The sequence below is a fragment of the Tabrizicola sp. genome (assembly GCF_041911175.1).
GTDB lineage: Bacteria > Pseudomonadota > Alphaproteobacteria > Rhodobacterales > Rhodobacteraceae > Tabrizicola.
The window spans coordinates 16,317-42,136 of sequence record NZ_JAYRPN010000036.1 but is presented as its reverse complement, the minus strand read 5'-3'; the positions used below and the strand labels follow the sequence as shown (position 1 = coordinate 42,136).

General features: G+C 66.1%; 25 protein-coding genes. 18 read left to right on the top strand and 7 right to left on the bottom strand.

Translation table 11 applies throughout. The annotated features are described in order from the left end of the window. The first annotated feature begins 1 nt into the window (after position 1). The 6 genes from ACE3P6_RS04640 to ACE3P6_RS04615 all read left to right on the top strand — a co-directional run bounded on the left by ACE3P6_RS04640 (position 2) and on the right by ACE3P6_RS04615 (position 7,063). Positions 2-1,081, top strand: coding sequence for an ABC transporter ATP-binding protein (locus ACE3P6_RS04640; protein WP_374392051.1), 1,080 nt, complete (start codon positions 2-4; stop codon positions 1,079-1,081). A gap of 88 nt (positions 1,082-1,169) precedes the next feature. Next, positions 1,170-1,919, top strand: a complete 750-nt coding sequence (locus tag ACE3P6_RS04635) for a sugar phosphate isomerase/epimerase family protein (protein WP_374392048.1) — start codon at positions 1,170-1,172, stop codon at positions 1,917-1,919. Between the two features lie 11 nt (positions 1,920-1,930). Further along, positions 1,931-3,064, top strand: a complete 1,134-nt coding sequence (locus tag ACE3P6_RS04630) for a Gfo/Idh/MocA family protein (protein WP_374392046.1) — start codon at positions 1,931-1,933, stop codon at positions 3,062-3,064. Between the two features lie 58 nt (positions 3,065-3,122). Next, positions 3,123-4,697 carry a glycoside hydrolase family 43 protein gene (locus ACE3P6_RS04625; RefSeq protein WP_374392043.1) on the top strand — a complete coding sequence of 525 codons (1,575 nt, stop codon included), beginning with the start codon at positions 3,123-3,125 and terminating at the stop codon, positions 4,695-4,697. An 81-nt stretch (positions 4,698-4,778) separates the two neighbouring features. Continuing rightward, positions 4,779-5,435: a GntR family transcriptional regulator gene (locus ACE3P6_RS04620; protein WP_374392040.1), complete on the top strand. Its 657-nt coding sequence runs from the start codon at positions 4,779-4,781 to the stop codon at positions 5,433-5,435. Positions 5,436-5,668: 233 nt separating this feature from the next. Beyond that, positions 5,669-7,063: an aspartate aminotransferase family protein gene (locus ACE3P6_RS04615; protein ID WP_374392037.1), complete on the top strand. Its 1,395-nt coding sequence runs from the start codon at positions 5,669-5,671 to the stop codon at positions 7,061-7,063. Positions 7,064-7,124: 61 nt separating this feature from the next. Here ACE3P6_RS04615 and ACE3P6_RS04610 read toward each other — a convergent pair whose 3' ends face one another. Further along, positions 7,125-7,796 carry a DUF2306 domain-containing protein gene (locus ACE3P6_RS04610; RefSeq protein ID WP_374392034.1) on the bottom strand — a complete coding sequence of 224 codons (672 nt, stop codon included), beginning with the start codon at positions 7,794-7,796 and terminating at the stop codon, positions 7,125-7,127. A gap of 87 nt (positions 7,797-7,883) precedes the next feature. On the opposite strand from ACE3P6_RS04610, the gene ACE3P6_RS04605 reads away from it, so the two are divergent. The 6 genes from ACE3P6_RS04605 (at position 7,884) to ACE3P6_RS04580 (ending at position 15,102) form a co-directional block, all read left to right on the top strand. Next, a complete protein-coding gene (locus tag ACE3P6_RS04605; protein WP_374392031.1) occupies positions 7,884-8,771 on the top strand; it encodes a LysR family transcriptional regulator in 888 nt (295 codons plus the stop codon). A gap of 318 nt (positions 8,772-9,089) precedes the next feature. Further along, the gene (locus ACE3P6_RS04600; RefSeq protein WP_374392028.1) at positions 9,090-10,085 is read left to right on the top strand and encodes an efflux RND transporter periplasmic adaptor subunit; all 996 of its coding nucleotides are present in this window, start codon (positions 9,090-9,092) and stop codon (positions 10,083-10,085) included. Continuing rightward, positions 10,078-13,263 carry an efflux RND transporter permease subunit gene (locus tag ACE3P6_RS04595; RefSeq protein WP_374392025.1) on the top strand — a complete coding sequence of 1,062 codons (3,186 nt, stop codon included), beginning with the start codon at positions 10,078-10,080 and terminating at the stop codon, positions 13,261-13,263. Before ACE3P6_RS04600 ends, ACE3P6_RS04595 begins: the two co-directional genes overlap by 8 nt. 18 nt (positions 13,264-13,281) lie before the next feature. After that, positions 13,282-14,568: an NAD(P)/FAD-dependent oxidoreductase gene (locus ACE3P6_RS04590; protein WP_374392022.1), complete on the top strand. Its 1,287-nt coding sequence runs from the start codon at positions 13,282-13,284 to the stop codon at positions 14,566-14,568. A gap of 4 nt (positions 14,569-14,572) precedes the next feature. After that, positions 14,573-14,776, top strand: a complete 204-nt coding sequence (locus ACE3P6_RS04585; protein ID WP_374392019.1) for a DUF2892 domain-containing protein — start codon at positions 14,573-14,575, stop codon at positions 14,774-14,776. A gap of 11 nt (positions 14,777-14,787) precedes the next feature. Beyond that, positions 14,788-15,102 carry an ArsR/SmtB family transcription factor gene (locus ACE3P6_RS04580; RefSeq protein WP_374392016.1) on the top strand — a complete coding sequence of 105 codons (315 nt, stop codon included), beginning with the start codon at positions 14,788-14,790 and terminating at the stop codon, positions 15,100-15,102. A 59-nt stretch (positions 15,103-15,161) separates the two neighbouring features. Here ACE3P6_RS04580 and ACE3P6_RS04575 read toward each other — a convergent pair whose 3' ends face one another. From ACE3P6_RS04575 to ACE3P6_RS04555, 5 genes are all read right to left on the bottom strand, one after another. Next, positions 15,162-16,409: an ABC transporter substrate-binding protein gene (locus tag ACE3P6_RS04575; protein WP_374392013.1), complete on the bottom strand. Its 1,248-nt coding sequence runs from the start codon at positions 16,407-16,409 to the stop codon at positions 15,162-15,164. Positions 16,410-16,481: 72 nt separating this feature from the next. Then, positions 16,482-17,534: an aldo/keto reductase gene (locus ACE3P6_RS04570; protein ID WP_374392010.1), complete on the bottom strand. Its 1,053-nt coding sequence runs from the start codon at positions 17,532-17,534 to the stop codon at positions 16,482-16,484. Next, positions 17,531-17,869: a TIGR04076 family protein gene (locus ACE3P6_RS04565; RefSeq protein ID WP_374375937.1), complete on the bottom strand. Its 339-nt coding sequence runs from the start codon at positions 17,867-17,869 to the stop codon at positions 17,531-17,533. Before ACE3P6_RS04565 ends, ACE3P6_RS04570 begins: the two co-directional genes overlap by 4 nt. After that, a complete protein-coding gene (locus tag ACE3P6_RS04560) occupies positions 17,869-18,348 on the bottom strand; it encodes a DUF3830 family protein (RefSeq protein WP_374392008.1) in 480 nt (159 codons plus the stop codon). The genes ACE3P6_RS04565 and ACE3P6_RS04560 overlap by 1 nt, the downstream gene beginning before the upstream one ends. Further along, the gene (locus ACE3P6_RS04555; protein ID WP_374392006.1) at positions 18,345-19,040 is read right to left on the bottom strand and encodes a GntR family transcriptional regulator; all 696 of its coding nucleotides are present in this window, start codon (positions 19,038-19,040) and stop codon (positions 18,345-18,347) included. The genes ACE3P6_RS04560 and ACE3P6_RS04555 overlap by 4 nt, the downstream gene beginning before the upstream one ends. A gap of 94 nt (positions 19,041-19,134) precedes the next feature. On the opposite strand from ACE3P6_RS04555, the gene ACE3P6_RS04550 reads away from it, so the two are divergent. From ACE3P6_RS04550 to ACE3P6_RS04525, 6 genes are all read left to right on the top strand, one after another. Beyond that, entirely contained in the window at positions 19,135-19,905 is a 771-nt protein-coding gene (locus ACE3P6_RS04550) for an ABC transporter ATP-binding protein (RefSeq protein ID WP_374392004.1), read from the top strand. Next, entirely contained in the window at positions 19,902-20,627 is a 726-nt protein-coding gene (locus ACE3P6_RS04545; protein WP_374392002.1) for an ABC transporter ATP-binding protein, read from the top strand. The genes ACE3P6_RS04550 and ACE3P6_RS04545 overlap by 4 nt, the downstream gene beginning before the upstream one ends. Then, positions 20,624-21,520 (top strand): branched-chain amino acid ABC transporter permease, encoded by an 897-nt coding sequence (locus ACE3P6_RS04540; protein ID WP_374392000.1) that lies wholly within the window; start codon positions 20,624-20,626, stop codon positions 21,518-21,520. Before ACE3P6_RS04545 ends, ACE3P6_RS04540 begins: the two co-directional genes overlap by 4 nt. Next, positions 21,517-22,452, top strand: coding sequence for a branched-chain amino acid ABC transporter permease (locus ACE3P6_RS04535; RefSeq protein WP_374391998.1), 936 nt, complete (start codon positions 21,517-21,519; stop codon positions 22,450-22,452). The genes ACE3P6_RS04540 and ACE3P6_RS04535 overlap by 4 nt, the downstream gene beginning before the upstream one ends. Beyond that, positions 22,449-23,741, top strand: coding sequence for an NAD(P)/FAD-dependent oxidoreductase (locus ACE3P6_RS04530; protein ID WP_374391997.1), 1,293 nt, complete (start codon positions 22,449-22,451; stop codon positions 23,739-23,741). Before ACE3P6_RS04535 ends, ACE3P6_RS04530 begins: the two co-directional genes overlap by 4 nt. Before the next feature lie 240 nt (positions 23,742-23,981). Then, positions 23,982-24,524 carry a hypothetical protein gene (locus tag ACE3P6_RS04525; RefSeq protein WP_374391996.1) on the top strand — a complete coding sequence of 181 codons (543 nt, stop codon included), beginning with the start codon at positions 23,982-23,984 and terminating at the stop codon, positions 24,522-24,524. 73 nt (positions 24,525-24,597) lie between these two features. On the opposite strand, the gene ACE3P6_RS04520 is transcribed toward ACE3P6_RS04525, so the two are convergent. Next, the gene (locus tag ACE3P6_RS04520; protein ID WP_374391994.1) at positions 24,598-25,818 is read right to left on the bottom strand and encodes a hypothetical protein; all 1,221 of its coding nucleotides are present in this window, start codon (positions 25,816-25,818) and stop codon (positions 24,598-24,600) included. Between the last annotated feature and the right edge of the window lie 2 nt (positions 25,819-25,820).

Below are 25,820 nucleotides of genomic sequence, written 5' to 3'. Positions count from 1 at the left end.
CATGGGACATTCGATCGAAGTCAAGGACCTGACGCTGAGCTTCGGCTCGGTGTCGGTGTTGAAGAACATGAATCTCGACGTGGCGGAGGGCGAGTTCGTGGTCCTGCTGGGGCCTTCGGGCTGCGGGAAGTCGACGCTGCTGAACTGCCTCGCGGGGCTTCTGGACATCACCGACGGGCAGATCTGGATCAAGGGGAAGAACGTCACCTGGTCCGAGCCTTCGGAGCGCGGGATCGGGATGGTGTTCCAGTCCTACGCTTTGTATCCCCAGATGACGGTCAGGGGGAACCTGTCCTTCGGGCTGAAGAACGCGCGCGTTCCGCAACCTGAGATCGACAAGCGGATCGCCCGGGCGGCGGAAATCCTGCAGATCCAGCCGCTTCTGGACCGGAAACCGGCAGCGCTGTCGGGCGGTCAGCGGCAGCGCGTCGCCATCGGGCGGGCCTTGGTGCGCGACGTGGACGTGTTCCTGTTCGACGAGCCGTTGTCGAACCTGGACGCCAAGCTGCGCAGCGAGCTGCGGGTCGAGATCAAGCGCCTGCACAACGCGCTGGGCAACACGATGGTCTATGTGACCCACGACCAGATCGAGGCGCTGACGCTCGCCGACCGGATCGCGGTGATGAAGGGGGGCGTGATCCAGCAGCTTGCGGCCCCGCAAGAGATCTACAACCGCCCGTCGAACCTGTTCGTGGCGGGCTTCATCGGCAGCCCGTCGATGAACTTCCTGAAGGGGAAGACGGTAGACGCGGGCCGGGCCTTCCAGTTCGGAGCCACGAAGATCGACCTCGCGGGCTATGACGGCGGGGCGGTGCTGGAGCGGGACCAGGCGATCCTGGGCGTCAGGCCGGAGCATATCACGGTGTCGACGACGCCGCTGTCGGGCCCGTCGATCCCGGCGGAGGTGGAGATCGACGAGCATCTGGGGGCGGACAGCCTGCTGTGGCTCAAGGCCGAAGGCGCGAACATGAGCGTTCGGGTGCCGGTCGAGGGGCGTTTGCCTCCCGGCACGAAGGTGCATCTGGGGCTCGATATCCCCAAGGCCTCGCTCTTCGACGCGAAGACGGAGCAGAGGATCTGACCATGTCCGCACCCCCCTTCCCGGCGCCCGTTTTCACGTCCCACGACCTCCATTCCGTCCCCTTGGGCGGCTGACGAAAGGCAGATCCATGTTCAGCTATCAGCTCTATTCCTCGCGCAACTTCCCGCCGATGTCGCGGACCTTCGAGATGGTGTCGAAGGCGGGCTACACCGCCGTCGAAGGCTACGGCGCGCTTTATGCCGACGATGCGGCGGTGGCGGCTACGCAGGCGGGCCTCAGGGCCACCGGGCTGACGATGCCGACCGGGCACTTTGGCCTGCAGCAGCTGGAAACCGAGGTCGACAAGGTGCTGGGCATCGCCCGTGCCCTGAAGATGGAGCGGCTTTATTGCCCCTATGTCATGGCAGAGGACCGGCCTGGGGACGCGGCGGGATGGCAGGCTTTCGGCGCGCGGCTGCAGAAGGCGGGGGCACCCTACAAGGCGGCGGGCTACGGCTTCGGCTGGCACAACCACGACTTCGAGTTCAAGGCGCTGGCCGATGGTTCGATCCCGCAGGACCGCATCTTCGAGGGCGGGCCGGGGCTGGAATGGGAGATGGACGTGGCCTGGGTGATCCGGGGCGGGGCCGACCCGCTGGCCTGGATCGAGCGCTACAAGGACCGGATCACCGCCGCGCATGTGAAGGACATCGCGCCCGCGGGCCAGAACGCGGACGAGGACGGCTGGACGGACGTGGGCCACGGGACGGTGGACTGGCCCGCGATCATGGCCGCGCTGCGGAAGATCGGGGTCCGGCATTTCGTCATGGAACACGACAATCCGAAGGACGACGCGCGGTTCGCAACCCGCTCCATCGCGTCGGCCAAGGCATTCTGAGGGAACGACAAATGGCAAATCTTGGTATCGGCATCATCGGGGCGGGCAACATCTCGACCAGCTATCTGCGGCTTGCCCCGCTGTTCAAGGGGCTGGAGGTGCGGGCTGTCGCCGACGTGAACATGGACGCGGCAAAGGCGCGGGGCGAGGAGTTCGACGTCCGCGCGCAGTCGGTCGATGATCTGCTGGCCAGCAAAGACTTGGATGTGGTGATCAACCTCACCATTCCCGACGCGCATTACGCGGTGACGAAGCGCATCCTGGAGGCAGGCAAGCACGCCTATTCCGAAAAGCCGCTGGTGCTGACGTTGGAACAGGGTGTTAACCTGCGCGATCTGGCAAAGGCGAAGGGGCTGGCGGTGGGTTGCGCGCCGGATACGTTCCTGGGCGGCGCGCACCAGCAGGCGCGGGCCGCGCTGGACGAGGGGCGGGTGGGCCAGATCACTGCGGGCTCGGCAGCGGTGCTGAACCACGGAATGGAGCATTGGCATCCGAACCCGGATTTCTTCTTCCTGCCGGGGGCCGGGCCGATGCTGGACCTCGGGCCCTATTATGTGGCGGACCTGATCAACTTCCTTGGCCCGGTGGCGCGGGTGGGGGCGCTGACCTCTTCCGCGCAGGCGGAGCGGCGGATCTCGAACGGCCCGCGCGATGGCGAGACGGTGCCGGTGAAGACGCCGACCAACATCCATGCGCTCTTGGAATTCCACAGCGGGGCGACGATCACCCTGTCGACCAGCTGGGATGTCTGGCACCACAAGCGCAATCATTTCGAGCTGTATGGGACGGAAGGCACGCTTTATGTCCCCGACCCGAACTTCTTCGGCGGCACGGTCGAGATCGGTGGCAAGGATGGCAGCCTGACCGAGCTTCCGCCCTGGGACCATCCGTTCGGGGTGCCGAACCAGGAGCACGGGGATCGCGGGCCGCTGGCGAACTACCGGACGGCGGGGCTGGCCGACATGGTCGCGGCCTTGCAGGAGGGGCGCGATGCGCGCTGCTCGCTGGAGCGGACGCTGCACGGGGTGGAGGTGATGACCGCCTGCCTGAAATCGGGCGAGACCGGGCAATTCGTGACGCTCACCACCACCTGCACCCGGCCTGCCGCGCTGTCACCCGCCGAGGCCCGGGCGCTGCTGCGCTGACCAACCGGCCTGCCCGGCCTCACCCGACCGGGCGGGCCTTCGCATGAAGAGGCTGAGAATGCTGGAAAATCCGGTGATCCGCGGCTTCAACGCCGACCCCAGCTTCTGCCGGGTGGGCGAGGATTACTACATCGCCACCTCGACCTTCGAATGGTATCCGGGGGTGCAGATCCACCACTCGCGCGATCTGGTGAACTGGCGGCTGGTGGCGCGGCCCTTGCGGCGGGCGCGCCAGCTCGACATGCGCGGCAACCCCGACAGCTGCGGCATCTGGGCGCCCTGCCTTTCCCATGCCGACGGGCGGTTCTGGCTGGTCTATACGGATGTGAAGCGGCTGGACGGGGCCTTCAAGGACGCGCACAACTACATCGTCACCTGCGCCACGGTGGAGGGCGACTGGTCGGACCCTGTCTACGTCAATTCCTCGGGCTTCGACCCCTCGCTCTTCCATGATCGGGACGGGCGGAAGTGGTTCCTGAACATGCGCTGGAACCACAGGGGCAGGGGCACGGGGCTGAACCCGGCGCACGACAGTTTTGACGGGATCGAGCTGCAGGAATGGCACCCGGAGGAGGGGCTGCTGGGCGAGGTCACGACAATCTACACCGGGACGGACCTCGGCCTGACCGAGGCGCCGCATCTCTTCCGGCGGGGCGACTGGTATTACCTGACGACTGCCGAAGGGGGCACCGGCTATGACCATGCGGTGACGCTGGCGCGGGCGAGGGACATCCGGGGGCCGTATGAGACGCATCCGGCGCAGCATGTCCTCACGGCGCGGTTCAATCCGGAGAACCCGATCCAGCGGATGGGGCATGGGCAGTATGTCGAAGGCCATGACGGGCGGCACTGGCATTCGTTCCTGTGCGGACGACCGCAGCAGGGGCCTCGGGGGCCGTTCTGTGCCACGGGGCGCGAGACGGGGCTGGCCGAGGTGGTCTGGCGCGACGGCTGGCTGTGGCTGAAGGACGGGGGGATGGTGCCGCCCTCGACCATCGACCTGCCGGTCGCGCGGCAGGTGCCGGGGGCGGTGGAATATGACTTCACCGGCGCGGCCCTGCCGGGGGATTTCCAGTGGCTACGGACGCCGGAGCCTGAGCGCCTTTTCACCCTGACCGGCAGCGCCTTGCGGCTGATCGGGCGGGAGAGTCTTGGGTCCTGGTTCGAGCAGTCGCTGGTCGCGCGGCGTCAGGATGAGGCGGCTTATGACGCGGAATGCGATCTGATCGCCGACCCGCCCAACTGGCAGCGGGCGGCGGGGCTGATCACCTATTACAACCGGCACAAGTTCCATGCGGCGCTGGTGACTCGGGAAGCGGGCGCGCGGGTGGTGGTGCTGGTTTCCTGCGAGGGCGACTGGCCGGGCGAGGCGCTGACCTTCCACGGGCGGTTCCCGGTGGCGGAGGGCAAGTTCACGCTGGGGGTGACGGTGGACCGGGCGGTGCAGCGGTTCAGCGTGAACGGGGCGGCGGTCGGGCCGACGCTGGATGCCTCTGTGGTGTCGGACGAAGGCGGGCGCGGGGAACATGCAAGCTTCACCGGGGCCTTCGTGGGCGTCGTCGCGCATGACCTGACCGGGCAGGGCTGGACGGCGGATGTGACGCGGTTCCGCTATGCGCCCAAAGCGGGTTGAGGATTTGACCAGAGGAATTTGATCAACTCTTGATTGCCGGGCGGATGCGGTCATAAAGGGGCGAAGCGGAAAGGGCCCCCGATGGACGCGGACAGCCGGAAGATACCCAGCCACGAGGTCACCTATGCGCGGCTGCGCGACATGATCCTCTTCGGGCATCTGGCGCCGGGGGCTCCGGTCACGATCCAGGGGCTGATCGCCGATCTGGGCGCCGGGATGACCCCGGTGCGCGAGGCGATCCGGCGGCTGACGGCGGAAGGCGCGCTGCTGCCGCAAGGGAACCGGCGGGTGGCGGTGCCGGAGCTTTCGGCGGAGATGCTGGAGCAGGTGGCCTTTGCGCGCCTTGCCATCGAGCCGAAGCTGGCGGAACTCGCCGGGCCAAAGCTGACCCCGGCGCAGATCGACCGGCTGGAGGCGATCGACGGCGCGGTCAACCGCGCCATCGCAGCGGGCAAGCTGCCGGATTATCTGGCGGGGAACCATGCCTTCCATTTTGCTTTGTATGAGGCGGCGGAGGCTCCGGTGCTGATCGACCTCGCGCGGTCCCTGTGGCTGCGGGCGGGGCCGTCCTTGCGGGCGGTGATCGACCGCTATGGCCGCGATGTGGCGCCTGACCTGCACCGCGAGGCGATTGCGGCGATGCGGGCAGGCGATGCGGCGGCGCTGGCCGAGGCGATCCGGCGCGACATCCAGCAGGGCATCGACCATGTCCGGCAGGCGCTGGCCGAGGGTCACTGACGGTTTCAGAATTGAGCGCCTTGCGGCGCAAGACTTTTGTCTCGTCGTCGGGCTTCGCCTCCTCCTCGGGCGATGGGGGTTTCACCCCCAAGCCCCCAGAGTATTTGGAAAAGAGCAAGACATCGGGTTCGAGTTCAGAATTTGATCAAATTTCTTGAACGTGACGGCGTTTGATCATATCCTGCCTCCAAGACGGGGCAAACGGCCCTGCCGATTCCGCGAGGTCACTGCCCATGAACATGATCACCAACCACCTGCCGACCGCCGAGTTGCAGCGCCTGGATGCGGCGCACCACTTCCACCCCTTCACCGACAAGGCGGCGCTGGCTGCCAAGGGCGCGCGGGTGATCACCCGGGGCGAGGGGGTCTGGCTGACCGACAGCGAGGGCAACCGGATCATCGACGGGATGGCGGGGCTCTGGTGCGTGAACATCGGCTATGGCCGCAAGGAACTGGCCCAGGTCGCGGCGCGGCAGATGGAGGAACTGGCCTATTACAACACCTTCTTCCAGACCACCCATGTCCCGGCCATCGCTTTGGCGGCCGAGATCGCCAAGCTGGCGCCGGGCGACCTGAACCACGTCTTCTTCGCAGGCTCGGGGTCCGAGGCGAACGACACCAACATCCGCCTCGTGCGGCGCTACTGGGACGTGATGGGCAAGCCTTGGCGCCGGACGATCATCGCGCGGTGGAACGGGTATCATGGCTCGACGATGGGCGGCGGCTCCTTGGGGGGGATGAAGCCGATCCATTCGCATGGCGGCATGATCGACGGGATCGAGCATATCGGCCAGCCCTACTGGTGGGGCGAGGGCGGGGACATGCCGGAGGACGAGTTCGGCCTGCTCCGCGCGCGTGAGCTGGAGGCGAAGATCCTGCAGGTCGGGCCGGACAACGTGGCGGCCTTCATCGGCGAGCCGATCCAGGGGGCGGGGGGCGTGATCGTGCCGCCGAAGACCTACTGGCCGGAAATCCAGCGCATCTGCGACAAGTACGGCATCCTGCTGATCGCGGATGAGGTGATCACCGGCTTCGGGCGGACGGGGAACTGGTTCGGGTCCGAGACCTTCGGGATCAGGCCGCATATCATGACCATCGCCAAGGGGCTGTCCTCGGGCTATGCGCCGATCGGTGGCAGCATCGTCTGCGACGAGGTGGCGAATGTCGTGGGCGGGGGCGGTGAGTTCTTCCACGGCTATACCTATTCGGGGCATCCGGTGGCCTGTGCGGTCGCCTTGGAGAACCTGCGGATCATGCAGGACGAGGGTATCGTCGAGCATGTGCGGGATGTGGCGCATCCCTACCTCAAGGAGCGCTGGGAGAAGCTGGTCGATCACCCGATGGTGGGCGAGGCGAAGCTCGTGGGGCTGATGGGGTCGATCGCGCTGACCCCGAACAAGGCGAAGCGGGCCAGGTTTGCCAGCGAAGCCGGGACGGTCGGGTTCAAGACGCGGGAGCGCTGCTTTGCCAACAACCTGATCATGCGGCATGTGGGCGACCGGATGATCATCGCTCCGCCGCTGGTGATCACGACCGGGGAAATCGACGTGCTGGTCGAGCGGGCCAGGAAGTCGCTGGACGAGGCCTACAAGATCGTCAAGGACGAGGGGCTGTGGGTCGAGGCCTGAGCCTGTCCACTGTGGACACGCTGGGCGATCCCTGAAAGATCAAGGGCTTGCTTGCGGGCGTTCAGGAAATCTTAAGAATTGCGCGGCGCGTCGGACGGGGTTCGGCGCGCCGTTTTTCGCTGGACCGGTGGATGATCCACTCGGCCAGCATGAGGTTGATCACCCAGGCGCCGATCATCATCACGGCGCGGGGGCCCTCGGTCGGCTGACCCACCAGCAGGAACCAGGGCAGGTGGGTGAAGACCTGCGTGCCCGCCCCCATCCCGATGGCATAGGCGCGCAGCATCCAGGCCTTGTGGGCGGAGATGTCGCCTTTCAGCACCGTGGTCACGCCGAGGACCAGGGACAGGGCCATGCCTGCGCCGAAGACCAGCCGGGCGAGGGAGACGGCTTCGCCATCCGCGTTGGCTGAAGGATAGGCCAGGGTCATCCAGATGCCGCTGAAGGCTGCCAGCAGGCCCATCGGGACGGTGGCGCGGCCGGACCAGCGATGCCAGCGGTTGCGGCGGAGCGCCGGGGAGAACTGGAAGGCCCCGGCCAGAGCGAACCAGGTGGCCGCGACGATGTGGATCGCGACGGGCAGGGGGCTGGCGTGGAAGCGGGCCGTCTCGGGCGTCGGGGTGCCCGTGGCGAGGTCGTTCAGGCGGGCCATGCCGGCCAGGACGGGGACCAAGGCGAAGAGCACCAGAGCGGTGGGGATGATCCAGTCGGAGCGGGTGATGGTGCGGGGCATGGGGTCCTCCTTCGGGTGGCAAAGAAATACCCATGCGGAGATCATATGGAAATTGCCGAAGATCGGCTTTGTGTTATGCATATTCGTATGGATCAACGCCCGACCTTCGACTGGACGCAGGCCCGTGCCTTTCTGGCGACGGTCGAGGCGGGCAGCCTTTCGAAAGCCGCACGGGCTTTGGGGCTGACGCAGCCGACGCTCTCGCGGCAGGTGACGGGGCTGGAGGCGGGTCTTGGGGTGGTCCTGTTCGAGCGGGTGGGGCGGGCGCTGGTCCTCACCGATACGGGGCGGGATCTGCTGGACCATTTCCGCGACATGGGCGCGGCGGCGGAACGGATCGCTCTGGCGGCGGCGGGGCAATCGCAGGCGCTGGAGGGGCGCGTCACGATCAGCGCAAGCGATGCCTTTGCCGTCTATATTCTGGCGCCGCTGCTGGCGGAGTTGCGGGAGTTGGCGCCGGGGGTCGAGATCGAGGTCAGGGCCTCGAACACGATCAGCGACCTGCAGCGGCGCGAGGCGGATATCGCGATCCGGCATCTGCGTCCGGTGGAGCCGGAGCTGATTGGGCGGCAGGTGGGGGAATGGCGGGCGCGGCTTTATGCGGCGCCGTCCTATCTGGACGGCCGAGGACGCCCCGCAGTGCCGGGCGATCTGGCGGGCCATGAACTGCTGGGCTATGCGCCGGTCGAGCGGCTGGTTGCGACGCTGGTTGCGTTCGGATTGCCCGTCACGCGGCGGAACTTCCGGCATGTGACGGACAACGGGCTGGTGCTGGCGGAGATGTTGCAGCGCGGGCTGGGGTTGGCGGTGACACCCGCCGAATTCGCGCGGCGGATGGCGGGGATCGAGCCGGTCTTGCCGGACTGGCCGGGCATTCCGGTGCCGCTGTGGCTGATCGCCCATCGGGAGGTGCAGACCAGCCGACGGATTCGCGTCGTCTTCGACTTTCTGGCGGAGGCGCTGAACCGGGGGTGATCCGGGGTGGTGGCCGGGGAGGCTGGTCTGACGGTGCCTGCCATCGACGGACCTTTCAGGATTTCAACGGGTTGGTCTCGGCGTCGGTCGGGGAGGCCGCTGGGCAGGGTGCGTTTTGCCTGGAGCGCGATGAGCCCTTGCGGAAGTGCGGCCGGGACAGGATCGAACGCTCTTCCGCTGGATTAAGTCTAAGAATTTTCTAGAAAATTCTTAGACTGCTGGCAGGGCGGGCGTTACTGGGATGCCTCATTCTGTTCTAGTATATTGCATAGCTAGTAAGCTTTGCATATGTTAAGGCAAATACGGAGACTGACTCGCATGACCCGACTGCCCGGACGACTGCTTCTTTCCCTGCTCATTGGCGCTTCCGCGCTGCCGGTTCTGGCCGAGCCTGTTGCGCTGGCCCCGGTCACGGTGACGGAGTGGAAGGCGGTCTACGGCACCGTCGAGGCGCGGGATCGCAGCCCGGCGCGGGCGCGGATCGGCGGGGTGCTGGTCGAGTTGTCGGTTGTCGAGGGTGACGAAGTGGCGGCGGGGCAGGAGCTGGCCCGGATCGTCGATGACAAGCTGGAGTTCCAGCTGGCGGCCCTTGCGGCACAGAAGGACGCGCTGGCGGCTCAACTGGCCAATGCCGGAGCCGACCTGAAGCGCGGCGAGGAACTGCTGAAGAACGGCGTCACCACGACTCAAAGGGTCGATGCGCTGCGGACGCAGGTGGATGTGCTGACCGGCCAGATCGCGGCGCTGGCGGCTCAAGGAGAGGTGATCGCGCAGCAGGCGAAGGAGGGCGTGGTGCTGGCCCCGGTCGCGGGGCGGGTGCTGGATGTGCCGGTGGCGAAGGGCGCGGTGGTGATGCCGGGCGAGGGGATTGCTGTCATCGGCGGTGGCGGGACCTATCTGCGCATCGCGGTGCCGGAGCGTCATGCGGGCGCCTTGAAGACGGGCGATGCGATTGAGGTTTCGGGTGTGGAGGGGGACCTGCAAGGCAAGCTCGCCCGGGTCTATCCGCTGATCGAGGGCGGCCGGGTGGTCGCGGATGTGGAGATTGCGGGGCTGCCGGATACCTTCGTCGGCGCGCGGATGCTGGTGCGGTTGCCGGTGGGCGAGCGCGAGGCGCTGCTGGTGCCGAAAGCGGACGTCGTGACGCGGGCGGGCCTCGATTTCATCGGCGTGCAGGGGGCGGGTGGCGCGGGGCTGCGGTCCATCGTGCCGGGCGCGGTGCAGCTGGTGGATGGGGTCGAGATGGTCGAGGTGATCTCGGGCCTGTCGGCGGGGGATGTGGTGGTTCCCGCTGCCGAGGTGGGCCATGAGTGACAGGCACCCGCTGGGGATTGCCGGGGGGCTGACGCGGGCCTTCATCGGCTCGGCGCTGACGCCCTTGTTCATCCTTGCCGCGCTGGCGGCGGGGCTGGTCGCGCTGATCAGCCTGCCGCGCGAGGAGGAGCCGCAGATCTCGGTGCCGATGGTGGATATTCATGTCCAGGCGCCGGGGCTGAAGGCGGAGGATGCGGTCAAGCTGGTGACGGAGCCGCTGGAGGTGATCGTCAAGGGGATCAACGGGGTCGAGCATGTCTATTCCTCGACCCGTGACGACGCGGCGATGGTGACGGCGCGGTTTCAGGTCGGCACAAGGTCGGAAGACGCGATCCTGCGGGTGCATGACAAGGTGCGGGCCAATATCGACCGGATTCCGGTGGGAATCCCGGAGCCGCTGATCGTGGGGCGGGGGATTGACGACGTGGCGATCCTGACGCTGACGCTGTCGGGCGAGGGGGTGGGCGCGAATGACCTGACGCGGATCGCGCGGGTGTTGCAGACCGAGGTGGCGAAGACCGAGGATGTTGGGCTGACCTATCTGGTGGGCGACGCGCAGGATGCGATCCGCATCGAGCCGGACCCGGACAAGCTGGCCTTGTATGGCGTGACCTTGCAGCAGCTGGCGGGGAAGGTGGCGCAGGCGAACCGGGTCTTGAACACCGGCAAGCTGCGCGACCGGGGCCAGATGGTCGATCTGGTGGCGGGGGAGACTTTGACCGCGCCCGCCGAGGTAGCGAACCTCTTGCTGACGACGCGGGACGGGCGGCCGGTCTATGTCTCGGACGTCGCCGCCGTGCGCTATGTCGAGAACACGAAGGACACGCTTGTTTCGCATCGGGCCAAGGGCGGGGCCGCCGGCCCGGCGGTGACGCTGGCGATTGCCAAGCGCGCAGGGGCCAATGCGGTGGTGGTGGCGGAGGCGGTGCTGCACCGGGTTCATGCGCTGGAACCGAAGCTGATCCCCGAAGGCGTGACGGTGACGGTCACGCGCGACTATGGCGAGACGGCGAACGAGAAGGCGAACGAGCTCTTGTTCCATCTGGGGCTGGCGACGGTGTCGATCATCGCTCTGGTCTGGCTGGCCATCGGCTGGCGTGAGGCGGGGGTGGTGGCGATCGTCATTCCGGTGACGATCCTGCTGACGCTCTTTGCCGCTTGGGTGATGGGCTACACGCTGAACCGGGTGTCCTTGTTCGCGCTGATCTTTTCCATCGGCATCCTGGTCGACGACGCCATCGTGGTGATCGAGAATATCGACCGGCACTGGGGGCTGGACCGGGCGAAATCGCGGGTGCAGGCGGCCGTCGAGGCGGTGGCGGAGGTCGGCAACCCGACCATCGTGGCGACGCTGACGGTGGTGGCGGCGCTGTTGCCGATGCTGTTCGTGAGCGGGCTGATGGGGCCCTACATGTCGCCCATTCCGGCCAATGCCAGCGCCGCGATGATCTTCTCCTTCTTCGTGGCGGTGATCATCACGCCCTGGCTGATGGTGAAGATCGCCGGTCGGGCGGCGGGTGAGGGGCACGGGCAGGGCGGGCATCACGGCGGCTGGCTGGGCCGGGCCTATGCGGCGGTGGCGCGGCCGGTGCTGGCGACGAAGGGGCGCAGCTTGGGGTTCCTGCTGGTGACGGCGGCGCTGTCCTTTGGTTCGCTGGGGCTGCTTTATACGCGGGACGTGACGGTGAAGCTGCTCCCGTTCGACAACAAGTCGGAGCTGTCGGTGGTGATCGACCTGCCGGAAGGGTCCTCGGTCGAGGCGACCGACCGGGTGGCGCGGGATGTGGCGGATGTGGTGCTGGGGCTGCCCGAGGTGACCAGCGTCCAGACCTATGCGGGGACGCCGGCGCCGTTCAATTTCAACGGGTTGGTGCGGCATTATTACCTGCGGGCCGAGCCGCAGCTGGGCGAGGTGGCGATCAACCTCGTGGGCAAGGCGGATCGGGAGCGGGAGAGCCATGCGATTGCACTGGACCTGCGGGAGCGGCTGGCTTCGGTGAAGGTGCCGGAGGGGACGAGCCTGAAGGTGGTGGAGCCGCCTCCCGGCCCGCCGGTGATCGCGACGCTCTTGGCCGAGGTCTATGGGCCGGATGCGGCGACGCGGCGGCAGGCGGCGGGGCTGATCCGCGCGGCGTTCGAGGCGGTGCCTTTCGTCGTCGATGTGGACGACAGTTTCGGGGTGCAGGCGCGGCGGCTGCGGGCGGTGATTTCGACCGACGATCTGGAGTTCTACTCGGTGCAGGAGGCGGATGTGTTCGACACGCTCGCGGCGCTGAACGGGGGGCAGGTGGTTGGCTATTCGCACCGGGGCGAGGGGCGGTTGCCGATCCCGCTGGTGGTGGGGCGCGACAAGGCGGATCGGGTCATGGACGAGCGGTTCCTGACCACGCCGATCCCCGCCAATGCCCTGCCGGGCGCGCGGGGGGTGGTGGAGTTGGGCGACGTGGTGACGGTGGGCGAGGAGGCGGCGAGCTTCCCGGTCTTCCGGCACAACGGGCGCGATGCCGAGATGGTGACGGCCGAGCTGGCGGGGGATTTCGAGGCGCCCCTGTACGGGATGCTGGCGGTGGCCGACCGGATCGAGGCGATGGACTGGCCCGAGGGGGTGAAGCCGGAGATTTCGCTGCATGGCCAGCCGGAGGATGAGAGCCGGGTGACTTTGTTGTGGGACGGCGAGTGGGAAGTGACCTTCGTCACCTTCCGCGACATGGGGGCGGCGTTTGGCGTGGCGCTGCTGGCGATCTACATCCTGGTGGTGGCGCAGTTCGGGTCGTTCAAGCTTCCACTGGTGATCCTGACGCCGATCCCGCTGACGTTCCTGGGGATCATGGCCGGGCACTGGCTGTTCGGCGCGCCGTTCAGCGCGACCTCGATGATCGGCTTCATCGCGCTGGCGGGGATCATCGTGCGGAATTCGATCCTGCTGGTCGACTTCATCCGGCATGGCGGCGGGGTCACGGTGGACCTCTTGATCGAGGCGGGGGCGATCCGGTTCAAGCCGATCCTCCTGACCGCCATCGCGGCGATGATCGGCGCGGTGGTGATCCTGGCGGACCCGATCTTCCAGGGTCTCGCGATCTCGCTGCTCTTCGGTCTGCTGAGTTCAACCTTGCTGACCGTCCTTGTCATCCCGGCGATCTACCGCGTGTTCCGCACCGGGGCGGAAGCTGTTGCCTGACCAGAAGAGGAGACTGAAATGGCACATGTCGTAGTTCTTGGGGCCGGGTTGGGCGGAGCCATCATGGCTTACGAGGTGAAGGACAAGTTGCGGCCCGAGGATACCGTGACGGTGGTGACGAAGGACCCGACCTATCACTTCGTGCCCTCGAACCCCTGGATCGCGGTGGGCTGGCGCGACCGGGCGGACATCACCGTGGACCTTGCGCCCACGATGGCGAAGAAGGGGATCGGCTTCATCCCGGTGGCGGCGGAGAGGCTGATGCCCGAGGAGAACCGGATCGCGCTGGTCGACGGGAAGTCGGTTTCCTACGACTATCTGGTGATCGCGACGGGGCCGGAGCTGGCCTTCGACGAGATCGAGGGCTTCGGCCCGCAGGACGGGTTCACCCAGTCGATCTGCCATATCGACCATGCCGAGGCGGCGAAATCGGTGTTCGAGAAGCTGGTCGCCAATCCCGGCCCGGTGGTGATCGGGGCCGCGCAGGGAGCGAGCTGCTTTGGCCCGGCCTATGAGTTCCTGTTCATCCTGGAAACCGCGCTGCGCAAGGCCCGCGTGCGCGACCGGGTGCCGATGACCTTTGTCACGCCGGAACCCTATATCGGCCATCTGGGCCTTGACGGGGTGGGGGATACCAAGGGCCTGCTGGAATCCCAGATGCGCGAGAAACACATCAAATGGATGACCAATACCCGGGTGAAGCGGGTGGAGGACGGGCATATGTTCGTCGAGGAGGTGGGCGAGGATGGTGTCGCGAAACCCGAAAAGGACCTGCCCTTCGCCTTCTCGATGATGCTGCCCGCCTTCCGGGGCATCAAGCCGGTGGCGGGGATCGAGGGCTTGAGCAATCCGCGCGGGTTCACCATCGTCGACAAGCACCAGCAGAACCCGAAATATCCCAATATCTTCGCGGTCGGCGTCTGCGTGGCCATCCCGCCGATGGGGCCGACGCCGGTGCCCTGCGGCGTACCGAAGACCGGGTTCATGATTGAAAGCATGGTCACGGCGACGGCTCACAACATCGGCAACATCGTGCGCGGCAAGGCGCCCGACAGCGTGGGGTCGTGGAACGCCGTCTGCCTGGCGGATTTCGGCGACGGGGGCATCGCCTTCGTGGCCCAGCCGCAGATCCCGCCGCGCAACGTCAACTGGTCGTCGTCGGGCAAATGGGTCCATCTGGCGAAGGCGGGGTTCGAGAAATACTTCCTGCGCAAGCTGAGGAAGGGCCAGTCGGAACCCTTTTACGAACACCTCGCGCTGAAGGCGCTGGGAATCGACAAACTCAAGCAAACCACGAAAGGATAAGGAAATGTCGATAGATACTGCGGTTCTGCGCTTCGCCGGGGTCATGGTGCTGCTCAGCGTCGTGCTGACGGTCTGGGTCTCGCCGCTCTTCGTCTGGTTCACCGTCTTCATCGGGCTGAACCTGCTGCAATCGTCCTTCACCGGGTTCTGCCCGGCGGCGATGGTGTTCCGGGCGCTGGGTGCTAAGAAGGGCTGCGCGTTCGAGTGAGGGCGGAGACGATGGCAGAGATTCTGGAAGGCTTCGGCGGCACGCCGGAACAGGCCTCGAAGGCGGTGGCGCTGTTGAAGTCGCTGTCGCACGAAGGGCGGTTGCAGATCCTTTGCTGTCTGGTCGACGGCGAGTTGAGCGTTACCCAACTGGCCGAGGCGCTGGGGTCCAGTCCCGTCAGCGTCTCGCAACAGCTGATGCGGCTGCGGGCCGAGGGGATCGTGCAGACCCGGCGCGAAGGCAAGAGCGTGATCTACAGCCTGGCGCGCGAGGAGGTGGCGGCCGTCGTCACCGCCTTGCGCGACACGTTCTGCAAGCGGCACTGACGGGGCGGCGGTAGCATCGGGCGGCACTTGTGGTGCCGCCCGGAGGTCACGTCAGCGGATCACTTGACCTGGGCCTTGACCGCCTCGACATCGGCATTGGTCAGTTCGCCCACGGTGGTCACCTTGCCGTCGACGATCTGCCACAGGCGGAACGGGCCGGAAATGTCGCCATACTGGTCGAAGGTGATCGGGCCGATGACGCCTTCGTAGCGGATCGGCTTGCCTTCGGCGATCAGCGCCAGCGCCTTGGCGAATTCGTCCTTGCCGGCATGGATCACCTCGCCCGCCGGATCGACCGCCTTGCGCAGCGCCTCGGGCAGCTTGGCTGCATCCGGGCCACCGGCGATGGCGAGGGCAAGGCCGACCAGCGCGCCCGCGTCATAGGAGCGGTCGGCCGCCGGAGCTGCCGGGTCGATGCCCGAGAAGGCCTGGTAGTTGGCGTTGAAATAGTCGGTCGAGGCCGAGGCCACGGTGCCCGAGGAGGTGCCGAAGGCGTTGCCGAGATATTCGGCCCCGACCGCGTTGATGAAGTCGTCGCTGTTCATGCCGTCGTTCAGAAGGAATTTCTGCACGCCGCCCTGGCTGACCCATTGCCGGGCGATAGTCGCGCCATCGACCGGGTCGGAGATCAGGTAGAGGGCGTCGGGCTCGCCCGCCATCGCGGCGGTGACTTCGGCGGAATAGTCGGACTGCTTGGCGTTGTAGGGCGTGACCGAGACGACGGTGCCACCAAGCGCGGTGTAGGGCGCGGTGAATTCCTTCACCAGATTGACGCCGAAGTCGTTGTTCTGGTGGATGATGACGATCTTCTTCATGCCCTGGTCGATGGCGAACTTCGCCGCCGCCACGCCCTGCAGCGCATCCGAGGTGATGGTGCGGAAGAAGACGCCGTTGGTTTTCCCCTCGCGACCGAGTTCGGTCAGCGTGGGCGAGGAGGAGGCGGGCGAGACCTGCAGCACCTTGGCCGGGCCGGTGACCGAGGTCAGGATCGGGATCGACATCGGGCTGATGATGCCGCCGATGACGACGGGGACATGGCCGACCTGGACCAGCTGGGTGGCCGCGTCGACGGCGACATTGGCCTGGGTCTGGCTGTCGCGGGTGTCGGTCTTCAGCGTGCAGCCCGCGACGCCGCCGGCGTCGTTCAGGTCGCGGAAGGCCATCTCCACCGACTTGGCCCCGGCCTGGCCATAGGCCCCGGCCTCGCCGGTCAGTTCGAGGACAAGGCCGACGGTGATGTCGCAGGCGAAGCTGGCGCCGGGCAGCAGGGCGAGGGCGGCGACGGTGGCGAAGAGGGTGCGTTTCATCTGTCTGGTCTCCGGTGTTGGGGTTAGCCCTTGGTGTCGGACGGCCGGGCTGGGCCTGCCCGGCGGTCTGGTTCAGGATGCGGCGTTGAGGTTGTATTTCATGATGCTGCCGTGCCGCCCGTCGCGGTCGCGTTCCAGCGTGTAGACATCGCCTTCGGGGACCCGGCCCTGGGCTTGGATCGTGGCGATCTCGGCCAGGTCCTGCGGGGTGAGGGCCAGTTCGGATATCGCGACGTTGCGGGCGAGATGGCTGCGGTTGCGAGCGCCGACGATCACCGCCGCGACGCCGGGCTTGCGCAGCATGGCGGCGGAGGCGACGGTGGCGATGTCGCTGGAATGGCGGTCGGCGATGCGGCGGAGCGTCGCGAGCAGGGCCTGGAACAGATCCCAGCCGCCGAAATCGTCGATGATCAGCTTGTATTTCGTGAGCGAGCGGTTTTCGAGCGGTTCCTGCGGTTCGCGCTGGCCAAGCCAGCGGTCGCCAAGGAAGCCGCCCGCGACGGTGCCGTAGCAGAGAAGCCAGATGTCGTTGGCGCGGGCGAGGTCGACCATCTGCCGTTCGGGCCGGGCGTCGAGCAGGCTGTATTGCAGCTGCATCGAGGTGAGCCGGACCCCGGAGGCAAGGATTTCGCCGGTCTTCGCGCTGTCGAAATTGGTGGCGCTGACATTGGCGATCAGCCCCTCGCGGCGCATCTCGTCCATCCAGCCCATCACGTCGATGTAGCGCGGGGCGGCGTAGTCCCACCAGTGGAACTGGACGAGGTCAAGGCGTTCGGCCCGAAGCCGCCGGATCGAGGTTTCCACGATCCCGCGCACATAGGCGCGGTCGACATCGGCCAGCCGCGTGAGGTCGGGGACCAGCTTGGTATGGACCTTGATGCGGGCCAGCGCCTCGGCCCCGCGACGGTTGGCGTAGTCGGCCCGGAAGGCGCCGATCATCTCTTCGACGCCGGTGTAGATGTCGGCGCAGTCGAAAGTGGTGATCCCGGCATCGGCGAAGGCGACCATGTCCTCGACCGCGTTGGCGCGGTCGATCTGGCCGTGGCCGCCTGCGAGTTGCCAGCCGCCGCGGATGACGCGGGAAATCTCGTGGCCGGGGCGAAGGGTGATGCGGGCGACGGTCATTCTTCCTCCGGCAAGGGAACGGCGGTGGTTTCGGCATGGCTGAAGCGGCGCTTGCCCAGCCGGGTGATGCGCAGGCGGGACGGGCAGTTCGGGTCGGGGCAGGCGATCTCGGCGTCGGAGGTCATCCAGTCGTGCGGATGGGTCTGGCGCTGCTTGGCGGGCAGAAGCGGCAGGATGGCCGACAGCGAGTAGATCGAGAAGCTTTGCCCGGGCGGCAGGTGCAACTGTTCGCCGCGCAGTTCGAACCAGTCGCCCACGGTGCCGCAATAGATCTTCGCGCCGGGCGGGGCCACGATCTCGACCCGGAGGTCGTAAAGCTCAAAGCTGTCGTCCATCACGGCTCCTGGCTGAAGGTGATCTCGCAGGCGCCCGAGCGGCGGATGCGGGTGCAGGCTTCGGCAAGGGCAGGGCGGTCCTCGGGGCGGACCTGCGCCACCACCGACCCCGCGAGCCAGCCGACGGGGAAGAACATCCGCGCGCCGGGGCCGTAGAAGAGGCCGATGTCGAAGATCGGGTCGGGGTTGCCGCCCCACATCCGGGCCGGAACATAGGCCAGCACCACGTCGCCCGGCTGGGGATGCAGGGTGGCGTTCTCGGGCGGCAGGGCGCGGGCGTAACCGGCCCCGGCCAGTTGGTCGGGCGGGATCGGGCAGGAAATCTCGGGCCCGGTCCACATCGCATGGAGGCCCGGGACCACGCGGGGCGCGGAGAGATAGGCCATGAGGAAGGCGAGGTTTTCCGGGGCCTTGGCGGGCAGAAGATCGGCCAGCACGTCAAGGCCCGAAGCGGCAGAGCGGATGCGCAGGCGGGTCATGCGGTTTCCTTTGCCAGCTTGTCGCGGAGATAGGCGAAGGGGCGGCTGATGTCGGCGACGAGCGCGCTGCGGGCGGCCTCGGGGTCACCCCGTTCCAGTGCCGCGACGATGTCATGATGGAAGCGCGCGGCATCGTTGGCGCCCGCTTCGGAGAAGGCATAGATGGCGGCGCGGGTGAAGGGACCGGACTGCAGCCAGAGGCTTTCGATCATCGGCAAGAGGACGGCCGAGCCGGAACTGCGGTAGATCTCGAAATGGAAGGCGTGGTTCAGCGTGACTTCGCGGTCCACCGTCTCGGGGTTGCCGCCGAGCCGCATTTCTTCCCATTCCAGCATGATCGCGCGGATCGACGCCACCTGAGGCGAGGTCATGCGGGCGGCGGCCAGCGCCATCGCCTCGCCTTCGATCAGGACGCGGGCGCGCAGGAGGTCGGCGATGCGGTCGGCGGTGACAGGGGGCACGCGGATCGAGCGGTTCGGCAGGATTTCCAGCGCCTGTTCGGTGATCAGCCGCCCGACGGCATCGCGCACCGGCATGGTCGAGGTGGCCAGCGCATCGGCCAGCTGGCGGATGGTCAGAACCTGGCCGGGCGCGAAAAGCCCGCCGACCAGCGCGCGGCGCAGTTCCTGATAGACGCGGTCCTGCACCGTGTCGCGCCCCACCGGGGCCAAAGCTGCCGTCGTTTCCCGCATGTCCAAGCCGCCGTCGAATCATCTTGATCGGTGAATTAGACGCTCCTACTGTGATCAAATCAAGTGTGATCACTGATCAAAGATACGGGGCGCAATGGCTGAGACTGTTCTGGAGGCGCGGGGGCTGGGCAAGCGGTTCGGCGGGCTGGTGGCGGTGCAGGACATGTCGCTGTCGGTGGCGCGCGGCGAAATCCTGGGGCTGATCGGGCCGAACGGGGCGGGCAAGACCACGATGTTCGACCTTCTGGCCGGATCGGTGCGGCCCAGCGCGGGGTCGATCCGGTTGCGGGGGAAGGACATCACCAGCCTGCCACCGCATCGCAGGCTGGCGGCGGGCATGGGGCGGACGTTCCAGATTCCCCGCCCGTTTCCGGCACTGACCCTGCTGGAGAACATGCTGCTGGCGCGCCAGCACCAGACCGGGGAACGCTTCTGGGCCAATTTCACCGCGCCGCGCCGGGTGGCCGCGGAAGAGCGGGAGGCGCGGGACAAGGCGCTGGCGCTGCTGGACCTTGTCGCGCTGCACCGGCTGGCGGATGAACCCGCGCGGGTGTTGTCGGGCGGCCAGCGCAAGCTTCTGGAACTGGCGCGGGTCATGATGGCTGACCCGGGGGTGGTCCTCCTGGACGAACCTGCCGCCGGGGTGAACCCCTCGCTGCTGGAGGTGCTGATCGACCGCATCCGGGACATCAACGCGAAAGGCGTGACCTTCCTGCTGATCGAACACAACATCGACATGGTCACCCGCCTCTGCGACCGGATCGTGGTGATGGCGCAGGGGGCGCTGCTGTTTCAGGGCAAGCCGGACGAGGTGGCGCGGGAGCCGCGCGTGATCGAGGCCTATCTGGGCGGGGCGGCGGCATGAGCATCCTGGAGGTCAGGTCGCTGGTCGCGGGATACGAGCCCGGGCTTGCCATCGTGAAAGGCGCGTCGATCCATGCCGAGGCGGGCGAGATCGTGGTTTTGCTTGGTCCGAACGGGGCGGGAAAATCCAGCCTGATCAAAGCCATCGCGGGGATCGTGCCGGTCAGCGGCGGCGAGGTCTGGCTGGAGGGCGAGGACATCACCGCCGTGCCCGCGCATCAGAAGATCCGCCGGGGCCTGGCCTTCGTGCCGCAGACCGAGAACATCTTCCCGCTGATGACGGTGGCCGAGAACCTGGCGGTTTGCGGCGGCATCCTGCCGCGCGCCGAAGTTGCGGGCCGGATGGACGAGATGTTCCAGACCTTCCCCGACCTGGCCCGGCAACGCCACCGGGCGGCGGGCAGCCTGTCAGGCGGGCAGCGCCAGATGCTTGCGGTGGCGCGGGCGCTGCTGGTGCGGCCACGCGTCCTGATGCTGGACGAGCCTTCGGCGGGGCTGTCGCCGAAGCTGGTGGGCGAGGTCTTCGCCAACCTGCAGGCGATCCGGGAGCGGGGGGTGACGATCCTGCTGGTCGAGCAGAACGCCCGGGCGGCGCTGGCGATCGGCGACCGGGCCTATGTGCTGGTCGAGGGGCGCGCGGCGCATGAGGCCCCGGCGGCCGGCCTGATGGACGATCCCCTGATCGCCGAACTGTATCTGGGTCATCGCAAGGAGGCGTCATGAGCCTGCAATTCCTGCTGGACGGGCTGATTGCCGGGTCGATGATCGGGCTGGGGGCCATCGGCATCACCCTGACCTATTCGATCCTGCGCTTTTCCAACTTTGCGCATGGCGACTTCATGGCCTGGGGCACCTATGCCGCGCTGGCCGTGGTGGGCGCGCTTGGCGGCAGCTCGGCGCTGGGGCCCTTGTCCTTCGGCCTGCCGCTTCTTCTGGCGCTGGTGGCCGCGATGGGGCTGACGGCGCTTCTGGCGCTGCTGCTGGACTGGGCGCTTTTTGCCCGGCTGCGGGCACGGGGGCAGTCGATCATCGTGGTCATGGCCTCATTCGGGGCCTCGATGGCGCTGCGGAGCCTCTTGGAGTTCATCTTCACCTCGCGGCCGGCCTATTTCTCGCGCGATATCCAGATTGCCATGCCGGTGGGGCTGGGCATCAAGATCACGCCGGACCAGATCGCGCTGCTGGTGATGACCCTGTGCCTGGTGGTGGGGATGCACCTGTTCCTCAGCCGCAGCCAGCGCGGGCGCGAGATGCGGGCCTATTCGCAGAACCCGGCCCTGGCGCAGGTCGCCGGAATCGACGTCGACCGGGTGGTGCGGGCGACCTGGATCATCGGGGCGGCGCTGGCCTGCGTGGCGGGGGTGATGGTGGGCGTGCTGGTGCAGATCCGGCCGCTGATGGGGCTGAGCCTCTTGTTGCCGATGTTCGCGGCGGCGATCCTGGGCGGCATCGGCTCGGTGCCGGGGGCGGTCCTGGGCGGGCTGATCATCGGCCTGTCGGAATCGGCGGCGGTGCAGTTCATCGGGGCGGAATGGCGGGCGGCGGTGTCCTTCGTCATCCTGATGGCGGTGCTGCTGGTGCGTCCGATGGGGCTTTTCGGAGTGGCGGAGCGATGATCCTTGACCTTCTGGGCTATGGCGCCTTCTTCCTGTCGACCGCGCTGATCTTCGGGCTGATCACCCTGGGGCTGAACCTGCAATGGGGGCTGACCGGCCTTTTCAACGTGGGCATCGCGGGGTTCGTGGCGATCGGGGCCTATGCGTCCGCGATCCTGACCTCGCCGGATGTTGCGGACCGGATCGGCGGCTTCGGCTGGCCCATCTGGGCGGGTTGGCTGGCGGCGATGGCGATTGCCGGGGCGGCTGCGGCCTTCACCGGCTATGCGACGCTTCGGCTGAAGGCGGACTATCTGGCGATCACCACCTTCGGGGTGGCGGTGGTGGTGCAACTGGTGGCGCTGAATGCACAAGGTCTGACCGGCGGACCCTTCGGCGTGGCCTTCATCCCGCGCCCCTTCGCGGGGGTGCAGGACCAGCCGGTGCTGTTCAACTTCGCCAATCTTGGCGTGGTGGTCGCGGTCACGCTGGCCACCTTCCTGGCCCTGCAGCGCCTGTCGAACAGTCCCTGGGGCCGGGTCCTGCGGGCGCTGCGCGAGGATGAACGCGCCGCAATCGCGCTCGGCAAAAGCGCCAGGGCTTACCGCATCCAGGCCTTTGCCGTGGGCGGCGCGATCATGGGGCTGGCGGGGGCGGTGCAGGCGCATTTCATCGGCTTCATCGCCCCCGACAACTATCTGCCGATCCTGACCTTCCAGGTCTGGGCCATGCTGATGGTCGGCGGATCGGGGTCGAACTGGGGCGCGCTGCTGGGGGCGATCACCGTCTGGGCGATCTGGGTCGCCTCGGGCACGCTGACCGCCTCGCTGGTGCCGGGGGACTGGCAGGCGCGGGCGGCCTCGCTGCAGATCGTGGCGATCGGGGTGATGCTGTGCCTGATCCTGCTCTGGCGGCCACAGGGCTTTTTCGGTCCCCGGAAGCGCCGGACGTGAGCGCCGAGCCCGCGACGCTGTGGCATGCGACGGCGCCAGCGCTGGCGACCTTTCCGGCGTTGTCCGGCCCGGCGGAGGCCGATCTTCTGGTGGTGGGCGGCGGCTTTGCCGGGCTTTCGACCGCGCTTCATGCGGCCGAGGCGGGCCTTTCGGTCGTCCTGCTCGAGGCGCATCGCATCGCCTGGGGGGCGTCAGGGCGCAATGCGGGCTTCGTGGTGCCGAACTTCGCCAAGGTCGACCCAGACGACGTGCGCCGGATGCTGGGGCCGAAAGGCGAGCGGCTTGTCGGCATGGCAGCGGGCAGCGGCGATCTGGTCTTTGACCTGATCCGCCGCCACGGCATCGACTGCGACGCGCTGCAATCGGGCTGGATCCAGCCTTCGCACAGTCCGGGCGCACTGGCCCGGGCGCAGTCCCGCATGCGGCAATGGGCGGCTCTGGGGCGCCCGGTAGAGCTGCTGGACCGGGCGGGCGTCACCGCGCTGACCGGCGTCGACCGCTGGCTCGGGGGCTGGATCGACCGATCCGGCGGCACGATCAACCCGGTCGGCTATGCGCGCGGCCTTGCCCGGGCGGCCCGGTCGGTGGGGGCGATCCTGCATGAGAACAGCCCGGCGACCGGGCTGTGGCGAGAGGGCGGGGACTGGCTGGCCACCACGCCCGGCGGTCAGGTGCGGGCGCGGCGGGTGCTGCTGGCGACCAATGCCTATGCCGGCCGCCTGTGGCCCGGGCTGGCGCAGGGCTTCTTTCCGCTGCGGGTGTTCCAGGTGGCGACCGAGCCCCTGCCTGCGGCGATGGCGCCTGACCTGTTGCCCGGACGGCAGGCGGTGTCCGACAGCCGCCGCAACCTGCTCACCTTCCGCTTCGACCGCGACCGCCGCCTGATCACCGGGGGCATGCATATCCTGTCCCCCGGGGCCGAGATGCGCGTTCCCCAGGCGATCCACCGCCGCATGGCGCGCGAACTGGGCCTGCGCGACCTGCCGCCCCTGGCCTTTGTCTGGTCCGGCATGGCGGCGGTCATGCCGGATTACCTGCCACGTCTGGTCGATCTGGCCCCCGGCCTTGTCGCGGGTTTCGCCTGCAACGGACGCGGCATCGCGATGACCACCGCGATGGGCCGTGAACTGGCGCTGTGGGCGGGCGGCGCGGCGCTGTCCGACATCGCCATCCCTGCCGCGAGGCCCAAAGCCATTCCGTATCACGGCCTGGCAAGGCTTGCACCGAACGCCCTGCTGCCGGTGAGCATGGTCAGGGACGCGTTTGACCTGCGCCAGCGCCGGGGTTGACGCGGCAAGCAGACAGACCTGCCGATTCTGTCCGGGGATCAGTCGCTTGCGGGGTAAGTGGCGGAGAGGGTGGGATAGGATGAACTCTCTGCCAACATCAATCAAAACAAATACTTACTGACTTCGTAGTGTCTGTCATAGTGTCCGCATTTAGTGTCCATCACCACTGCGTGAGAGCTTCAAGTTGACTGATCCGCAGGCCGGTGAGAGGCTGCAACCAGTCCACAACGGAGCCAAGCCTTGAGAAAACTGGCTAGCTGCACTGCCCTCGCGTTGCTTCTGACGGTACAGCCCACTAGGGCACAGGTCATCGGTGAGTACGAGTGGGACTTTGAGATAAGCGATTCCGCTTGCTTCGCCGGAATAAATTCTCCATTGGGAAATAGCCGACTTCAGCTATCTTACCGTGACAACGAGATTGGTGGAGTTATCTTCACCTTCAATGAAGAAATCCAAAGTCTTCCAATCGAGAAAGTCATAACCGCTCTTGGGGTTTTTTCTGGGAGTAGTGAGGCTTCATCAGATGACAACCCGGTCAAGCTTGGTTTTCTATTGGTTGGACATCGTGGAAAATGGGAGGAAGAAGACCCGATCTCAGGGACCTATCTTCTTATACTAGAGCCATACCGTATGGTCGATACTCGCATGTTCCAGAGCGACCTTCTAAGTATTTATGCGTATGGCACAAACATTGGAATATTTCCGCTGGACGGAGCAGAAGAGTCGATCTCCAAGCTTCTCAGTTGTGATTTACAACGAACCTTAGATAAATTCACTAATTAGTGGTCAAGCTTGGCAGCTTGTGGGAAAGTAGAGTGACGAGAAAAGTTGCTGTAGTTTTTGAACTCGTAGAGTCTCAGGCCGCTAGGAGCGTAGCGACTTCTTCCTCTTTCTTATTGTCTAGGAAGTCCTCAAGCAGTGCTTTCATTCTAGGAGAAGCAAGGTAGAGGGACACGTAATCACCCTCCCTTAGCCTAGACCTCATTACCCATTGCAGTAGCTCACTCAAGGCCCATAGGTCTTCCTGCTCCTTTGACCATCCAAGCCATTCCTTCTCAGCAGGGTTTAGCCTAAGGTCATTGAGATAAATTGCATGGCTACAGTGACGATACTTGTTTGTTCCTCTGGTGGTCTTGGGAAGGAAGTTGATCTTAGACAGACCCGATCCTTTGGCAAACAACCCCTTTGGATTATCGTCTTGATCATGCCATTTCGACTTGTTGCAAGAAAGCATGATGCCTTCTGCCTCTACTCCCACAAGTTCCCGTTTTCTAAGATTGAGCAGACTAGTGGAGACCTTCTTGGCTCCTTCCTTTCTCATCTTCTCCTGGGCGGTGTGGGTCATCTGAGTATCCCGAAGGGCAGGGATATCCCTAACCACCAGACGTTGCCGTAGGCCATGCTTAAATGCTTCGTCATCGCTTCTGTCGATCCTGAAAGGAATCCCTAGCCTCCGAAGGTATCCTACCATCTGACTGCTTTCAGCCTGATAGGTGAGCACGGTGCAGCTTCTTGGGCTGGTGAACAGTTCCACCGGAACAATCGAGACAAAGAATCCCTTGCCGTCCACCTTGTACAAACTGCCTTGCTTGGCTTTCTGGTACAGGTCATTGCGTACAGTAGCAGCGAGCTTCTCAGCCTCTAGGCTATGGGCAATCCACTTAGCCGTAGGCGTAACCCTGCCAGTAGCAGGATCAACAGAGGCATAGCCCTCTCCGATGTAGACCCTCTCGAATACTTCCTCCTTAACGCCATGGATGCTTTCAACACAGTCAAAGACCTCATCAATTATAAGCTCGTATTCACTCAGGTCGGTTCTGTCCAAGTCCACTAGATCGAATAACTTGTGAGTGCAAACTATGGAGTTACCCTCAAGGACGTTCTGCCTTAACCAGTCTGTCTTGTTGCAGTCATCAGGAGCCACCTCCAAGGGTATCCCTGCATGTTCCTTCCATCTTGTTTGCTCATCGAGGAAGGGGACAACGATTAGCCATTGCTTCCTTGGGTCTAGTGTTGAGATTTGCTCTGTGGTCTTGCCTGCTCCACAGGGCCTATCAATGAATCGAATATCAGTCAAAA

Excerpts from the sequence above, each read along its gene's own strand:
- ACE3P6_RS04640 (WP_374392051.1), top strand. The coding sequence starts at position 2 with ATGGGACATTCGATCGAAGTCAAGGACCTGACGCTGAGCTTCGGCTCG.
- ACE3P6_RS04630 (WP_374392046.1), top strand. The coding sequence starts at position 1,931 with ATGGCAAATCTTGGTATCGGCATCATCGGGGCGGGCAACATCTCGACC.
- ACE3P6_RS04595 (WP_374392025.1), top strand. The coding sequence starts at position 10,078 with ATGAGTGACAGGCACCCGCTGGGGATTGCCGGGGGGCTGACGCGGGCC.
- ACE3P6_RS04620 (WP_374392040.1), top strand. The coding sequence starts at position 4,779 with ATGGACGCGGACAGCCGGAAGATACCCAGCCACGAGGTCACCTATGCG.
- ACE3P6_RS04560 (WP_374392008.1), bottom strand. The coding sequence starts at position 18,348 with ATGACCCGCCTGCGCATCCGCTCTGCCGCTTCGGGCCTTGACGTGCTG.
- ACE3P6_RS04625 (WP_374392043.1), top strand. The coding sequence starts at position 3,123 with ATGCTGGAAAATCCGGTGATCCGCGGCTTCAACGCCGACCCCAGCTTC.
- ACE3P6_RS04590 (WP_374392022.1), top strand. The coding sequence starts at position 13,282 with ATGGCACATGTCGTAGTTCTTGGGGCCGGGTTGGGCGGAGCCATCATG.
- ACE3P6_RS04540 (WP_374392000.1), top strand. The coding sequence starts at position 20,624 with ATGAGCCTGCAATTCCTGCTGGACGGGCTGATTGCCGGGTCGATGATC.
- ACE3P6_RS04585 (WP_374392019.1), top strand. The coding sequence starts at position 14,573 with ATGTCGATAGATACTGCGGTTCTGCGCTTCGCCGGGGTCATGGTGCTG.
- ACE3P6_RS04570 (WP_374392010.1), bottom strand. The coding sequence starts at position 17,534 with ATGACCGTCGCCCGCATCACCCTTCGCCCCGGCCACGAGATTTCCCGC.
- ACE3P6_RS04545 (WP_374392002.1), top strand. The coding sequence starts at position 19,902 with ATGAGCATCCTGGAGGTCAGGTCGCTGGTCGCGGGATACGAGCCCGGG.
- ACE3P6_RS04550 (WP_374392004.1), top strand. The coding sequence starts at position 19,135 with ATGGCTGAGACTGTTCTGGAGGCGCGGGGGCTGGGCAAGCGGTTCGGC.
- ACE3P6_RS04580 (WP_374392016.1), top strand. The coding sequence starts at position 14,788 with ATGGCAGAGATTCTGGAAGGCTTCGGCGGCACGCCGGAACAGGCCTCG.
- ACE3P6_RS04565 (WP_374375937.1), bottom strand. The coding sequence starts at position 17,869 with ATGGACGACAGCTTTGAGCTTTACGACCTCCGGGTCGAGATCGTGGCC.
- ACE3P6_RS04615 (WP_374392037.1), top strand. The coding sequence starts at position 5,669 with ATGAACATGATCACCAACCACCTGCCGACCGCCGAGTTGCAGCGCCTG.
- ACE3P6_RS04635 (WP_374392048.1), top strand. The coding sequence starts at position 1,170 with ATGTTCAGCTATCAGCTCTATTCCTCGCGCAACTTCCCGCCGATGTCG.
- ACE3P6_RS04555 (WP_374392006.1), bottom strand. The coding sequence starts at position 19,040 with ATGCGGGAAACGACGGCAGCTTTGGCCCCGGTGGGGCGCGACACGGTG.
- ACE3P6_RS04575 (WP_374392013.1), bottom strand. The coding sequence starts at position 16,409 with ATGAAACGCACCCTCTTCGCCACCGTCGCCGCCCTCGCCCTGCTGCCC.
- ACE3P6_RS04610 (WP_374392034.1), bottom strand. The coding sequence starts at position 7,796 with ATGCCCCGCACCATCACCCGCTCCGACTGGATCATCCCCACCGCTCTG.
- ACE3P6_RS04535 (WP_374391998.1), top strand. The coding sequence starts at position 21,517 with ATGATCCTTGACCTTCTGGGCTATGGCGCCTTCTTCCTGTCGACCGCG.
- ACE3P6_RS04605 (WP_374392031.1), top strand. The coding sequence starts at position 7,884 with ATGGATCAACGCCCGACCTTCGACTGGACGCAGGCCCGTGCCTTTCTG.
- ACE3P6_RS04600 (WP_374392028.1), top strand. The coding sequence starts at position 9,090 with ATGACCCGACTGCCCGGACGACTGCTTCTTTCCCTGCTCATTGGCGCT.